Source organism: Candidatus Brevundimonas colombiensis (assembly GCA_029202665.1).
Taxonomy (GTDB): domain Bacteria; phylum Pseudomonadota; class Alphaproteobacteria; order Caulobacterales; family Caulobacteraceae; genus Brevundimonas; species Brevundimonas colombiensis.
This window is the reverse complement of the sequence record CP119326.1, coordinates 62,958-77,632: the sequence shown is the minus strand read 5'-3', so window position 1 is coordinate 77,632 and position 14,675 is coordinate 62,958. Positions and strand designations below refer to the sequence as shown.

9 protein-coding genes are annotated in these 14,675 nt (G+C 65.7%); 7 read left to right on the top strand and 2 right to left on the bottom strand.

Annotated elements, in window-relative coordinates; translation table 11 throughout:
• Window positions 1-41 precede the first annotated feature (41 nt).
• Together P0Y50_00305 and P0Y50_00300 are read left to right on the top strand one after the other, a co-directional pair.
• Window positions 42-2,741 (top strand): TonB-dependent receptor, encoded by a 2,700-nt coding sequence (locus tag P0Y50_00305; GenBank protein ID WEK40080.1) that lies wholly within the window; start codon window positions 42-44, stop codon window positions 2,739-2,741.
• 99 nt (window positions 2,742-2,840) lie between these two features.
• A complete protein-coding gene (locus tag P0Y50_00300) occupies window positions 2,841-4,532 on the top strand; it encodes an alkaline phosphatase D family protein (protein WEK40079.1) in 1,692 nt (563 codons plus the stop codon).
• 39 nt (window positions 4,533-4,571) lie between these two features.
• Here P0Y50_00300 and P0Y50_00295 read toward each other — a convergent pair whose 3' ends face one another.
• Complete coding sequence (locus P0Y50_00295) at window positions 4,572-5,846, bottom strand: DUF5690 family protein (GenBank protein WEK40078.1); 1,275 nt, start codon at window positions 5,844-5,846, stop codon at window positions 4,572-4,574.
• A 71-nt stretch (window positions 5,847-5,917) separates the two neighbouring features.
• Between P0Y50_00295 and P0Y50_00290 the strand changes: the two genes are divergently transcribed.
• Together P0Y50_00290 and P0Y50_00285 are read left to right on the top strand one after the other, a co-directional pair.
• Window positions 5,918-7,051 carry a TIGR03364 family FAD-dependent oxidoreductase gene (locus P0Y50_00290; GenBank protein ID WEK40077.1) on the top strand — a complete coding sequence of 378 codons (1,134 nt, stop codon included), beginning with the start codon at window positions 5,918-5,920 and terminating at the stop codon, window positions 7,049-7,051.
• Window positions 7,048-7,851: a phosphonoacetaldehyde hydrolase gene (locus P0Y50_00285; GenBank protein ID WEK40076.1), complete on the top strand. Its 804-nt coding sequence runs from the start codon at window positions 7,048-7,050 to the stop codon at window positions 7,849-7,851. Before P0Y50_00290 ends, P0Y50_00285 begins: the two co-directional genes overlap by 4 nt.
• A 4-nt stretch (window positions 7,852-7,855) precedes the next feature.
• Here P0Y50_00285 and P0Y50_00280 read toward each other — a convergent pair whose 3' ends face one another.
• Window positions 7,856-8,575, bottom strand: coding sequence for a UTRA domain-containing protein (locus P0Y50_00280; protein WEK40075.1), 720 nt, complete (start codon window positions 8,573-8,575; stop codon window positions 7,856-7,858).
• Between the two features lie 182 nt (window positions 8,576-8,757).
• On the opposite strand from P0Y50_00280, the gene P0Y50_00275 reads away from it, so the two are divergent.
• The 3 genes from P0Y50_00275 to P0Y50_00265 all read left to right on the top strand — a co-directional run bounded on the left by P0Y50_00275 (window position 8,758) and on the right by P0Y50_00265 (window position 14,628).
• The gene (locus tag P0Y50_00275; protein ID WEK40074.1) at window positions 8,758-10,896 is read left to right on the top strand and encodes a phospholipase C, phosphocholine-specific; all 2,139 of its coding nucleotides are present in this window, start codon (window positions 8,758-8,760) and stop codon (window positions 10,894-10,896) included.
• A 38-nt stretch (window positions 10,897-10,934) separates the two neighbouring features.
• Entirely contained in the window at window positions 10,935-11,543 is a 609-nt protein-coding gene (locus tag P0Y50_00270; GenBank protein ID WEK40073.1) for an inositol oxygenase family protein, read from the top strand.
• 217 nt (window positions 11,544-11,760) lie between these two features.
• Window positions 11,761-14,628: a TonB-dependent receptor gene (locus P0Y50_00265; protein ID WEK40072.1), complete on the top strand. Its 2,868-nt coding sequence runs from the start codon at window positions 11,761-11,763 to the stop codon at window positions 14,626-14,628.
• Window positions 14,629-14,675 lie beyond the last annotated feature (47 nt).

Sequence of the window (14,675 nt, the reverse complement as noted above, 5' to 3'; positions counted from 1 at the left end):
GTCGGCTGCGGGCTTCGCATCAATGTCTAGGGATTACCGTGATGTTTCATCGTTCCAGGTTGAAGGGCGCCATCATGGGCTCTGCGGCCGTGATCGCGCTGGCGTTCGCCGCCCAGCCCGTCTTGGCCCAGGCTCAAACCCAGGGCCGCGCCCCGGCAGCCACGCAGATTCATCAGATCCGCATCGAGGCCCAGGCGCTTGATCGCGCCGTAGTGGCCCTTGCCGAACAGACCGGCGACATGATCCTGGCCCCGCGTGTGTCGCTGGAGAACCGTCGCGCCAGCGTCCTGTCCGGCGCCATGACGACGTCCGAGGCCCTGTCGCGCCTGTTGGAAGGCGCCAATCTGACGTTCCGCCAGGATGCCAACGGCGCCTATGTCATCATTTCGGCGGCCGAGGCGCGGGCCGAAGCCACCCAACTGGGCGACGTCATCGTGGCGGCGCGTTTCGACCCCTTGAGCCGCCTTCAGAAGGGCGCGACCGACAGCTTTTCCGGTCTGGACCGCTCGCTTCAGGAAACGCCCCGTTCGGCGTCGCGCGTCAGTTCGGACACCATCGCCCGCTATGGCATGGAGAATGTCGATGATCTGGTCGCCGCTGTGCCGGGCGCCTATACGGCCAGCTTTTTTGGCGTCCCGGGCAATCTGAACGTGCGCGGCACCCTGGCCGACACCTATTTCCAGGGCTTCAAGCGGATCGAGAACCGGGGCAATTTTTCCTCTAATCTGGGCGCCGCCGCCTATGTGGAGGTGCTGCGCGGCCCGTCGTCCCCGATCTATGGCCCCGGCAAGGTCGGCGGCCTTTTGAACTTCGTGCCGAAGTCGGCGCGGGGCGTGGACGCCCGCTACGCCGACGAGTTGGGCGGCGGCGTTAACGTGACGGTCGGCTCCTATGGGCGTCGCAATGCGGCGGCCGATCTGGTGGTCCCTGTCGGCGACGGCGGTTTCGCCTTCTATGTCGAACGCGAGGACTCCGATTCCTACTACCGCAATGTCCACCCGGAACACCTGAATCTTCAGGCCACCTATGTCGGCGACTTCGGCGGCGGCTGGTCGGGCGAGGTCAATCTGATGCGCTTCAAGGAAACGGGCCGCATCCAGTCGCCGGGCTGGAACCGGGTGACGCAGGACCTGATCGACAACGGCGTCTATATCACCGGACGCGACACCGACCTGGTCGATCTCGACGGCTCTGGCATGGTCGAATACGGCGAAATCGACGCGGCTTTCGGCGCCTGGGGCGGTACGTCCAACATCCGCCAGATCAAGGAATATGGCGGCAAGAACAATCCGAAGTTCGCGCTGGATGAAGGCGTGGGCACGACTCAACTGAGCCGCCGCGACGTCATGGCCGACGCCGTGGATTACAACGACAGCCTCAGTTTCACCGCCTATGCGGGCGTGCAGAAGACGATGGCCAACGGCTCGGTCCTGGCCTTCAAGGCCTTCATGGATGACGTCGAAAACCAGCGTTTCAACAGCTTCGGCTTCGCCGCCGACTATGACGCGCGGGCCATCGAGGGGCGCGCGACCTACAGCTTCCCATCGCGCTTCGGCCAGCATGTCAGCGCCGACACCATTGTCGGGGTCGGCTATCGCAGCCACACGGCCCAGCAATATGAATCCTTCCTGTCCGGCTATATCGCGCTGAACCGTCGCGATCTGTCGCGGGGGTCGACTGCTGGCGACCGCATCGCCTCTCCGCGCGTCGTGAACGGCGAGCAGATGTGGGACTCGCGTCACGAGATGCGGTGGAACAGCCGCGCCGTTTTCGCCATGAGCGACATCACCCTTTACGACCGCTTCAGCATCCTGGCGGGGCTTCGCTGGGACGATTACGACGTCAAGGCGATCAACAAGGGCGAGACGGTGTTCGGCCTCAAGAACACCTGGGTCGAAAACAGCGACGACGCCGTCACCTGGTCCGTGTCCGCGCGTTATGAAACGCCGTGGGGCCTGACGCCCTATGCGACCTTCGCCAAGCCGCGCTCGCTCGAATCCACACAGACCGGCGGCGTGTCCGTCGGGACGGTGTCGAGCAACCTGTTCATCTCTCCGTCCGAACTGAAGGAGGCGGGCGTCAAATTCTCGCTGTTCGACGGCGCGCTGTTCGGCGGCGCGGCCTATTATGAGCAGTTCCGCCGCCAGACCGACACCGTCGGCAATATCAGCGGGACGACCGCGGAAGGGTTCGAGCTAGAGGCCCAGTGGCTGGCCACCGACAAACTCAGCTTCACCACGGCCCTGACCCTTCAGGAGACCCGGGTCGATGCGCCGGGCAAGGGCAAGGGCGAATATCTGGAGCTTCGTCCCGAGCAGTTCGGCCTGGACCCGGCCAAGGCCTATGGCGGCACCTTCGCGGTCAACAATGCGGGCACGTTTGCGGAACTGGCCGACGGCTATGTGGTCCGCACCATGCCTGATACGGTGTTCAGCCTGTTCGGCGCCTATACGACCGAGCGGTTCAGCCTGATGGGATCGGAAGCCAGCGCGGGTTTGACGCTCGGCGCCACCTATGTGTCCGAGACGGGCGGCGTGCTGGAAAACAGCCTCAAACTGCCTGCCTACACCTTGGCCAAGGCGGCGGCCTTCGTGAAGGTGCGCGACATCACCCTGTCGGCCAATATCGATAACCTGTTCGACGAGGAATATTTCACGCCCTCGGCCGAGGTCTACAAGGAAGTCGCCGTCATGCCGGGCCTGCCGCGCATGTTCCGCGTCAGCCTGGCCTATCGCTTCTGAACCCTGAACGCCTGAAACCGGCGGCGGACACGCGATCCGCCGCCGGACGCCTTTTCGCGTCGCCTATCGGCGCACTGCTCGCCAGAAAGCACAGTTCCCATGACCCAGATCACCGGTCCCTCACGCCGGGGCCTCCTCAGCCTGTTGGGGAGCGGCGCGGCTCTGGCGGCGCCAACGGCCGTCATGGCCGGAGGGCAAGGGGGCGACCTTGACCCGGCGGCCTTCACCCATGGCGTGGCCTGCGGCGATCCCACCCAGGACGGCCTGGTCATCTGGACGCGGGCGGTCGGGCAGGGCGCAACGGCGCGTTTGAGTTGGCAGGTCGCCGAGGACGCGGATTTCACGCGCGTCATCCAGTCCGGCGCGACCCAAGCGGCCCAGGCGCGCGACCACACGGTCAAGGTCGATGTCGGGGGGCTACGCGCGGGGCGCGACTATTTCTATCGCTTCCACAGCGCGGACGCCGTGTCGCCGGTCGGACGCGGGCGCACCCTGCCGCAAGGCGGGGTCGAACGGGCGCGTCTGGCGGTCGTCTCCTGCTCCCATTACGGTTTCGGCTATTTCAACGCCTATCGCGCAATCGCTGAACTGGAGCAGCCGGTGGATGCTGTCGTCCATCTTGGCGACTACATCTATGAGTACGGCGTCGACGGCTATGGCGGACCCGAGAGCAAGGCTCTGGGCCGCGAACATGATCCGGCCCATGAGATTGTCACGCTGGACGATTATCGTCGACGTTTCGCCCAGTACCGCGCCGATCCCGATCTTCAGGCCGCCCATGCGCGCGCCGCCTTCATCACGGTCTGGGACGACCACGAAACCGCGAACAACAGCTGGATGGGCGGCTCCTCAGCTCATGACGAGGCGACAGAGGGGCCGTGGGATCGGCGTCGGGACGCCGCGATCCAGGCCTATTTCGAGTGGCTGCCGATGCGCGATCCGCCGTTCGGTCGCCCGGCCTATGTGCTGAACCGGGTGTATGATTTCGGCGATCTTCTGTCGCTGATCGCCATCGAAACGCGCCTGACCGGACGCACCAGGGCGCCCAGCGCCTCGCGCGACATGATTTTCGATGCAGAAGGGCGTCCCGACGCCGCGCGTTTTGAGGCAGAAGTTCTGAACCGACCGGAACGCTCCATGATGGGCGCGACCCAGGAAGCCTGGCTAGAGCAGGCCTTGACCGCATCGGTGGCGCGCGGCTGCGCCTGGCAGATGTTGGCCAACCAAGTGATCATGGCGCGGATGCGCGCACCGGATTTCATGGCTGTCATGCCGCCGGACATGCTGGAGCAGGCCATGGCGCAGCCCGGCGCGCGGCGTTGGCTGGAAAGCACGAAGCTGGGCCTGCCGATCAATCTGGACGCCTGGGACGGCTATCCGGCCGCACGTCTGCGTCTCTATGACGCCGTGAAGCGCAGCGGCGCCCACCTGGCCGTCCTCAGCGGCGACTCTCACATGTTCTGGGGCAACCGCCTGCATGATCCGCGCGATGAAAGCGTCGTCGGCGTCGAGTTCGGCGCAGGCAGCATCACCTCGCCCGGCGGATATGAGACCATCAGTCCCGATCCCCGAATTTATGAGATCGCCGAACGGGCCCTGGTGGCGAAGAACGCAGATGTGCGCTTCGCCCATGTCCGCGACCACGGCTTCCTGATTGTCGAGGCCACGAAAACCATGCTGACCTGCGACTACCATCAGATGGCGGACATCAAGGCCCGCGACAGCCGGTGGCGTCGCTTTGCGCACGTCATTGTCGATCGTTCAGGCGGCTTCACCCTGAGCGAGACCTGAGGAGGACAGGGGCGCGGACGAAAACTGGCGGCGGCAGGATCAATCCCGGCGTTTGCGCAGGAACAGGATCGCCGCGCCTCCGACCAGAACCAGTCCCACTAGGCTGGTCGCATAGGCGGCCGAAACGAAGAAGGGCAGCCACGGCAGGTTCAGGGAGCCGAAGTTCTTGAACAGCAGCAGGGCGACGCTGCCGATATAGCCCGTGGCGTCGGCCACATAGATCAGGAAACCCGCTGTCGCCACCGTGCCGGAAAAGGCGATCAGGCGGTCGAACAGCATGGCGTTGAACGGCGTATAGGCCAGATATAGTCCCGCGCCGCCCGCGATCATCCAGGCGATCGGCGAAAGCAGTCCGTGCTGAAACGCCAGGGTGGAGGCCCCGAGAAGCGCGAAGCCGGCCAGGATGACGCCGTGCATGAACAGCAGGGCGCGGCCGTTGTTCTTGACAAGGATCAGGACGCCCATCGCCACCAGCGACAGGGCCGCCACCGGTCCCTCGCTGGCGGTGAAGACCGACGCCGCGTCGCCATAGCCAAGCGCCTGCCAGATTTCCGCAGCGAAGTTGTCGCGCAGGTCACGAAAGGCGGTCAGCATCACATAGGCCGCGACAAGCAGGGTCAGCACCGGCCAGTGCGCGGTCAGGAAGGCGATCCGCTCGCGCGCCTGCATCGGACGGCGTGCGACGCGGGCGGCTTCGTCGGCGGGACTGGGCGGAGGCAGGGCGGCGAGGGCCAGGACAGAGACGGCCAGCAGGGGCATGAAGACGGCGCCGACGGCCGCCGGCATCCAGAAGGCGCTGACATGCTGATGCGCCATCAGGGCCTTTCCGACCGATTTCACCACGCCCGAGGACAGGATGAAGCTGGCGCACAATATGGCGCCCAGAACCTCGCTGGTGCGCCGGCCCTCCATGAAACCGAACACCAGCCCCCAGATCAGGCCCAGCGGCAGGCCGTTCAGGAACAGGGCGGCCACGTTCCACGGCGCAGGCGTCACGGCGAACAGCACCAGGGCCAGCCATGAAACCCCGATCAGCACGATGATGGCGGCGGCCCGGCGTTCGGCCTTCATCTCGGCGATCACCTTAACCCCGATCAGCTTGGACAGGGCGTAACCGGCGACCTGGGCGATCACCAGCGCGATCTTGTAGTCCAGGGCGAAGTCCCATCCGGCCACCTCGCCGAAGGTCGCCGCCGTGAACGGTTTGCGGAAGGCATACATCGAAAAATAGGCGCAGAATCCCGCCAGGCCTGCGAACAGGACGAAGACGAGGGGGTTCGCCTGGGCCAGCCAAGACCGCATCCGATTCAACATCTGACATCACTCTGTTGCATGAATGTGGTCTAGACCAATTCTGCGAAGCTTGGATGACGAGGACGATAAGAATGGATGGTCGCTACGACATCGCCGTGGTGGGGGCGGGGATCGTCGGCCTGGCCTGCGCGCTGGCGGCTGCGCGGCGGGGGCTGTCGGTCGTAGTGATCGATCGCGACGCCCAGGCCAATGGCGCCTCCATCCGCAATTTCGGCTTCGTCACCGTTACTGGCCAACCTCGGGGCAAGGTCTGGCGACGCGCCCTTCGCAGCCGCGCGGTCTGGGAGGAGGTCGCGCGCGAATCTGGCCTGCCGATTCTGCAGCGCGGCCTGTGGCTGCCCGTCCGTCGCCCCGAGGCCGCCGCCGTGCTGGAGGGCTTCATGGCCACCGAAATGGGCGAAGGCTGTCGACTGATGTCGGCGGATGAGGCGAGAGCACAAGCACCGGAAATCATCGGCCCTCAGACGATCGCCGCTCTGTGGAGTCCGCACGAGTTGCGCGTCGATTCTCGTACGGCCATTCCGCGCCTGGCCGACTGGTTGTCGGATCGCTTCGGCGTGAAATTCCTTAGACAGACCGCCGTTCAGGCCGTCGAACCGCCGCGCGTCGTCACCGGGCGCGGCGTGCTTGAGGCGCGGCGCATTGTGGTCTGTCCCGGCGACGATCTGGTCAGCCTGTTTCCTGATTATCTGGCCCAGGCCGGTCTGGTGCGATGCAGGCTTCAGATGATGCGGCTGGCCTCGCCCGGATTCACCCTGCCGGCCCCGGTCATGTCAGACCTCGGTCTGGTCCGTTACGGTGGTTACGCCGCCCTACCGCAGGCGGCCGCCCTGCGCGCGCGTCTGGAGGTGGAGCAGGGGCAGGCGCTGGCGGACGGCGTCCATCTGATCGCGGTGCAGGACGCCGACGGCGCCCTGGTCATGGGCGACAGCCATTATGACGCCGTAACGCCGGATCCCTTCGCCAGCACGACGGTCGATCAACTGATCCTCGACGAATGGCGCGCCGCCACCGGCCAAGTCGCGCCCGCGGTTCTGCAGCGCTGGACCGGAACCTATGCCCTCGGTCCGAACGCCGATCTGATCGCCGCCCCGCACGCCGATGTGCGTCTGGCCCTCATCACCGCCGGCAACGGCGCATCCACCGGCTTCGCCTTTGGCGAAGCGGTGATTTCAGACCTGTTTCAGGAGACGTTCGAACCATGACCTCCATCCGCGACAGTTTCGACATGGTCGTTTTCGACTGGGCCGGGACCATGGTCGATTTCGGCAGTCGCGCCCCGGCCATGGCCTTGATGGAGGCGTTCGACGCCCTGGGCGTTCCGGTCACTGAAGACGAGGCGCGCGGGGACATGGGCCGCGCAAAGGCCGACCATGTGCGCGCCCTGTTCGCACAGGCCCGTGTCAGCGACGCCTGGCGTGCGGCGCACGGCGTGGTTCCGGGTTCGGCGGCGGTTGAACGGGTCATGGCCGAACTCCAGGCGCCGATGATCCGTCTGGCCGAGGACAAGGCGGACCTCATCCCCGGCGCCGCCGAGGTCGTGGCGCAACTGCGGGCTCTGGACATCAAGATCGCCTCCTGCACCGGCTATACGCGCGAGATGATGCAGGCGGTCCTGCCCCGCGCCGCCGCGCAAGGCTATGCTCCCGACCTGGTGGTCTGCGCCCACGAAACCGCGCAGGGCCGACCGTCGCCGCTGATGATCTACAAGGCCTGCGCCGATCTGGGCGTCTGGCCCCTGTCGCGCGTGGTCAAGGTGGATGACGCCGAGGTGGGCGTCGCCGAGGGACGCAACGCCGGCTGTTTCACGGTCGGGGTGGCGGCGTCGGGCAATCTGGCGGGGCTGACGGCTCAGGCCCTGGCTGAACTGGGCGCGGATGAGCGGGCGGCCCTGTTGGCTAAGGCCGCCGATCGCCTGATTGAGGCGGGCGCCGACATCGTCATTGAGACGGTGGCGGATCTGATCCCCGCCCTGGAGGCCGAGGCGGCGCGGCGGAACGCCTGAAGCCCTACCGCACCCGGATGTCGACGCTGATTTTCAGGGCGTCGTGGCGCCAGTATTCGCGGTCGAACTCGACCACCCGTCCCTGGGCGTCGTAGCTGGTTCGGACCACGTTCAGGCCGGGCAGGCCGGACTTGACCTGCAGCGCCTCGGCCTCGCCGCGTGTCAGGGCGCAGGGCTGCATATCCACCCGGTTGCGCGCCACGGCGATGTTGTAAGCGGATTTCAGGACGCTGGTCAGGGAGCCGTCCAGCGGATGGCCCAGCAGGTCGGGGGCCAGGGCGGCGTCCACGACGATGGTCTCGACCAGAACGGCGCGGCCGTCGACGGATCGCCTGCGGCGGATGCGGTACAGGGGGGCGCCGACCGGACGGCCGAAGACGGCGGACAGGGCCGGTGTGCAGGCGATCTCGGTCTTGCTGAGGGTCTCGGTCGTGGGGTGCCGTCCCTGGGCCTCGACATAGGACATGAAACCCTCCCACCGTGTCGGATCATAGACGACGGGCGGGGGCGAGACGTACCAGCCGCTGCGGTCCTTGCGGTAGATCAGGCCTTCGGCCTCCAGTTGGAACAGGGCCTCGCGGATCGTGCCGCGCGCCACCCCTCCGCCGATCTGCAACTGACGCTCCGAAGGCAGGCGTTCGCCGGGCTTCAGCTCGCCTCCCGCGATCCGGGCGGCGATGGCGTCGCGCATCCCGAGATAATGCAGACCGTCAGGCTGAGACATGGAATCGTCCGATCGACGGTCGAGTCCCGCCTGTTCCGAAAATGAGAAGTCGCGTCCCACGGGTCAAGCAAGGTTGATCCGCCCGCCGACGGTCAGACATCCGCCGCTCAAGCTTCATGAAAGTTTCGCCTAGGACATCGGTCTATTGGTCTATACCAAAATTGAAGAGGGGGATTTGATCCATGACAAATGATCGACGGTCTTTCCTGCGCGGCGCGCTGGGTGGAGTAGCGGCGGGAGCGGCGCTGAACCTGTTGCCGGCGACGGTGCGCAAGGCGATGGCCATTCCCGCCAACAACGCCTCTGGCACCATCATGGATGTCGAGCATGTGGTCATTTTCATGCAGGAGAACCGCGCCTTCGACCATTATTTCGGCACGCTGAACGGCGTGCGCGGATTTGGCGATCCGCGTCCGCAACGCCTGCCCGGCGGGGCCGCCGTCTGGCGTCAGCCCAGCGATCAGCACCCCGATGGCTTCGTCATGCCCTTCCATGGGGATTCACGCACCACCGACGCCTATACGGTCGATGGGTCGGATCAGGGACACCGGGCCGCGATCACCATCGTCAACGGCGGTCGCTACGATCAGTGGGGCCGATCAGGCGAACTGCACAAGCGGATGGCCTATTACAAGGCCTCGGATTTGCCCTTCTATCACGCCTTGGCCAGCGCCTTCACCGTCTGCGACGCCTACCACTGCTCGACCCTGACCCAGACCTATCCCAATCGGCTCCATCTCTGGACCGGCTGCAACGGCGGCGGAAAGGTCGGCGGCGATCCGGAGATGAGCAACTACGGCGAGGATGAGACGCCCAGCGCCGACATGGCCGAGGACCAGCCGATGGCGACGGGGCCGCACGACTGGACCACCTACGCCGAACGGCTTCAGGCGGCGGGCGTCAGTTGGAAAGTCTATCAGGAGCACGACAATTTCGGCGACAATATCCTGTCGGTGTTCAAGCCGTTCCGGCCTTGCCCCAAGGACTCGCCCCTTTATCAGCGCGGCCGCGCCTGGGTCTCGGAGCACAAGACCGGCGCGGATCGCACCCGTTCGGACGGCGAACAGTTGGTGGAGGCATTCCGCGCCGACATCGCCGGCGGGCGACTGCCGCAGGTGTCGTGGATCGTCACGGCGGCGGATCTGTCGGAGCATCCGTCGGCCGAGCCGTCGAAGGGCGAGCACGTCTGCGCCAAACTGATCGAGGCCCTGGTCGATCATCCCGAGGTCTTCTCCAAGACCGTCTTCATCGTCAACTATGACGAGGCCGGCGGCTTCTACGACCACATGCAGCCGCCGATGCCGCCGCTGACGCCGGATCAGGGTCACAGCACTGTCTCCGTCGCCGGCGAGGCCAAACTCTATGGCGCCGACGCCGATCCGGCCCATCGCGGCGCCCACCCCCTGGGCCTGGGCATACGGGTGCCCGCCATCGTGGTTTCGCCCTGGAGTCGCGGCGGCTTTGTCTGTTCGGAAGTGTTCGACCACACCTCGACCCTTCAGTTTCTGGAAAAGCGTTTCGGCGTCCGCGAACAGAACATAAGCGACTGGCGCCGGACCGTATGCGGAGACCTGACCTCGGCCTTCGACTTCAAACGTCCGAACCAGGATTGGGCGGCCCTGTCCCTGCCTGCCACGGCCGATTACATGCAGCGCGTGGCCCGATCAAAGGCGTCGCCCAGCCTGCGCATTCCTGAACGCCAGATTCCCGCCTTCCAGGAGGGACCGCAGCGGGACGCCAGGCCCTTGCCCTATAATCTGGCCGCCCAGGCGCGTGTCACCGACGGGGCCGTCTGGATCGATCTGGTCAATCGCGGCCGTGCGGGCGCTGTCTTTCAGGTGTTCGACAGTACGGACCGCGCCGGGCCGTGGCGCTTCACGCTCGCCCCCGGCGAGACCTATGCAGCGGGTCACTGGAACGGCGGCGAACCGGGTCTCTATGATCTGACGGTTCACGGTCCGAACGGCTTCTATCGCCGTTTCGCCGGAGATGCGTCGCGGCCTCAGCCCCAGGTCACGATCTCCGCCGACGCCAGAGGTCTGCTGACTGTCGGGCTGACGGGGGCGGTCGATGGCTCGACGCTGGCGATCCTCGACATGGATCCCGCCTATCCCCTGTCGGAAGGCGAGGCGCGCCGCCGCCTGGCGCTGCGACCCGGCGCGGAGACGCGCGAGGTCTGGGATCTGCGGGGCAGCGACCACTGGTACGACCTGACCGTATCCCTGACCGACGATCCCGGCTTCATCCAACGCATGGCCGGCCATGTCGAGACCGGCGGGGCCAGCCGCACCGATCCCGCCATCGGGCGTATGCGCCTGTGATCGCTCCAACCCCAAGCGCCCCTCAAGACGGATTCTCGATGACTTCTCCCGTGGATGCAGACGCCTTTTTCGCCGAACTGTCGGACCTCTTCACCCGACTGGGCGGGCTGCACTACGGCGAGGATGTCACGCAGTTGGAACATGCGGTGCAGACGGCGCATCATGCGCGGGTCGACGGCGCGCCGGACGCCCTGATCGCGGCGGCCCTGCTGCACGATGTCGGCCATATGATGCAGAAGGCGGGCGAGGATGCGGCCGACCGCGGCATCGACACCCGCCACGAACACATCAGCGCGGGCTATCTGGGGCGCGCCTTCGGTCCCGATGTGACCGAGCCGGTTCGCCTGCACGTCGCGGCCAAACGATGCCTGGCGACCACGGCGCCCGGCTACGTCGATCGGCTCAGCGCCGCCTCGCTTCAGAGCCTCGCCCTGCAGGGCGGACCGATGACGCCGGCGGAGGTCGAGGAATTCATGGCTCTGCCGGCGGCCGAGGCCGCCCTGCGGCTGCGTCGCTACGACGAACTGGGCAAGGCTCAGGGCGTCGAGGTCGCCGGATTCGAGACCTATCGCGAACTTCTCTGCGACCTGATCAACCGCAGGGCTGACGTCTCGTTTTCATTTCAACGCATGGGGGTTGTTGAATGAGTGAAGGGTTCAATCGTCACCGCTCCGGTTAGACGGAGCTTGAGAAATCGGCCCGTCGTTCCCGGCGGCGCCGTCCCAATCCAATCAATTTCGGCCGCATCCGGGCCGAGCGGCTGATGCTGTCAGGGCGCGTCCGCGCGTCGCTGATCGCTGACGCCTGTCTCGAGCGGACCCGAACGGTCGATCCGAACACACATCAGGATCATTGGAGACAGTCATGTCGCTTCCTCTCGTCGCCCGAGAACGGGCTGTTCATCGTCACGCCCTCGCCGGAGGCGGCCTGCGCGCCGTTCTCATGGTCGGGACCGCCGCCCTGGCCGCCACGGCCGCCCAGGCCCAGACCTCCACGCCGCAATCGGCGCCCGCCGAGGTTGACGAGGTCGTCGTGACCGGTCAGCGCCTCAGCACCGCCAACGCCATCGAGGCTCAACGCCGTTCGGGCGTGGTCTCCAGCGTCATCTCGTCCGACGACCTGGGCAAGCTGCCCGACGCCAATGTCGCCGACGCCCTGGCCCGCGCGCCGGGCGTCAATGTGGTCGTCAACCAGGAGACGGGCGAGGGTGAATATGTCTCGGTCCGCGGCCTGGCCGGCACCTTCAACGCCTATTCGATCAATGGCGTCCGCGTCGCCCTGACCGACCCCGACAGCCGCAAGATGTCGATGACGGTCCTGCCGCCGAACGGCCTGAAGAGCATCACCGTCTCCAAGACCCTGATGCCGGACATGGACGGCGACGCCATCGGCGGTTCGGTCAACTTCCAGACCCCGACGGCCTTCGACTTCGCCAAGCCTGTCGCCCGCGCTTTCCTCAGCTACGGCATCAACGACCGGGCTCGTGATCAGGGCGAGAAGGACGGCGCCGGTCAGGTTCAACTGGACTTCGCCAGCCGTCTGTCGTCCGACAGCCGTTTCGGGGCCTTCGTCTCCCTCAACTACGGCAAGAGCAACGGCCTGAACGAGGAGAGCGAGAACGACGGGGAGTGGGAGCCCTATCGCTGGCGTCGGAACAGCACAGAGGAAATCGATGAGCGGTCGATGTATCTGCCCGGCATCGACCTCGACTACCGTCGCATTGAGCAGGAACGGTTCGGCGGCAATTTTTCGCTCGACTACCGCGGCGACCGCCACGACTTCTACCTGCGCGGACAGTACAGCCGTCTGGAGCGGACCGGAACGAACGACTACACCGACTTCCGCAGCCGCAAAACACGGCGTCTGCAACAGGTCGATCTGGAAGACGTCAGCCTGGTCCAGCCGGACAACGCTGTGGTCGGCTATGGCGCCAAGGGGCGCATCTACGGCTACACCACTGCCCAGATCAACGACTTCGACGGCGACGGCCTGATCACCGACGCCGACCGTCAGAGCAGTTCTTCCTACTGGTCGCTGTTCGGCCGTTCCGGCGTATGGAAGCCCGAGACCTTCCAGTTCGCCCGCACCTTCCAGACCCTGGATCAGACCTCGACCCTGGGCACCATCAATCTGGGCGGCCAGAGCCGTCTGAACCGTCTGACCCTGGACTATGACCTGAGCTATAGCGCAGGCGAGAAGGGCGGGCCGGACAACTATTCGGTCTCCTACAACTGCGACGCCTGTTCGGCGCCGTTCAACCAGACGGGACTGTTGTGGTCCTCCTACGATCCGCGCTTCCCCATGCCGCAGTTGCCCGCCTTCGCGCAGAACGGGCCGAGCGATCCCAGCCTGTTGCCCTATGACGGCGGCGGACGCAGCCGCGACAAGCAGACCGATGCGCGCACAGCCTTCCGCTTCGACGCCCTGTACGAGATGGACGGCGTGGTCCGTCACCTCAAGGCGGGCGTGAAGGTGCTGAGGTCCGAGCGCGAATATGACAGCACCCCGATCTGGGGCGGTTCCTTTGCGAACACCGCTCTGGACGGTCGGAACCTGGCTCAGTCCGGCCTGATCGACCGCGAGGTTCCGACTGTTCTGAACGGCCGCTACTACTATGGAGCCATTCTGAACCGCGACCGTGTCGCCGCCGCTATCGAGGCCGCGCAAAAGGCCAATCCGGTCAGCTATTCCTACGCCGATCTCAACTCGGGCGACAAGCGGGGGCATGAGACGATCTACGCCGGTTACGGCCTGGCCAACTTCCAGTTCAACGCTCTGGACGTGACCGCCGGGGTGCGGATCGAACACACCGAAGTCACCAACACCAACTGGATGGACGACGGCGCCCAGACCGGCTTTGGCGACACCGAAAGCCGCTACACCAATGTCCTGCCCAGCGTGACGGCCGTCTATCGCCCTTCAGACAAGTTCGTCTATCGCGGCGCGGTCTGGACCAGCTTTTCGCGGCCGGAGTTCAGCAACATCTCCCGCGGCGTCAGCATCGGCCGGGCGACGCCCCGTCCGGGCCAGACCCTGGGCGACATCGTCTCCATCAGCCGGGGCAACCCGGATCTGAAACCGGCCGAAGCCCTCAACCTGGACTTCTCGGCGGAATACTACCCTGATCGGTCCAGCCTGGTGTCGGTCGGCGTCTTCCACAAGAAGATCGATCACTTCATCTTCACCAACGGCAGCGCCGTGAACGCCGACACCCAGGAGGGCTCGATCACGATCAGCCAGCCCAAGAACGGCCAGACAGCCCGGATCACCGGCGTCGAGCTAAACCTGATCAAGTCGTTCGAAGGGATGGCCGCGCCGTTCGACGGCTTTGGCGTCGAGGCCAATCTGACCCGTCAGGTCAGCGAGGCCGAGACGGGGCTGGATTACCGCAAGGGACGGTCGATCTCGTTCATCCAGGCGCCGGACCTGATCTACAACGCCTCTCTGACCTACCAGAAATACGGTTTTGAGGCCCGTCTCTCCTACCAGTACCAGGGCGCCTATATCGAAGACCTGCGCGACAACGCCGTCGATAAATGGGTCCAGCCCAACAAGAGCCTGGACTTCCACTCTCGCTACACGTTCCGCCCCGGCCTGACGATGGACTTCGATGTCCAGAACATCCTGGACGGCCACCGCTACTACACGACCAAGGGCGAAAGCCCGTCCTATCAGAAGGACTATATGGAACCGGGTCGGAACTTCCTGGTCCGCCTGGCCTATTCCTACTGAACCGCGACAGGGCAAGGCCCGCCTCCGAGGGGTGAATCGGGGGCGGG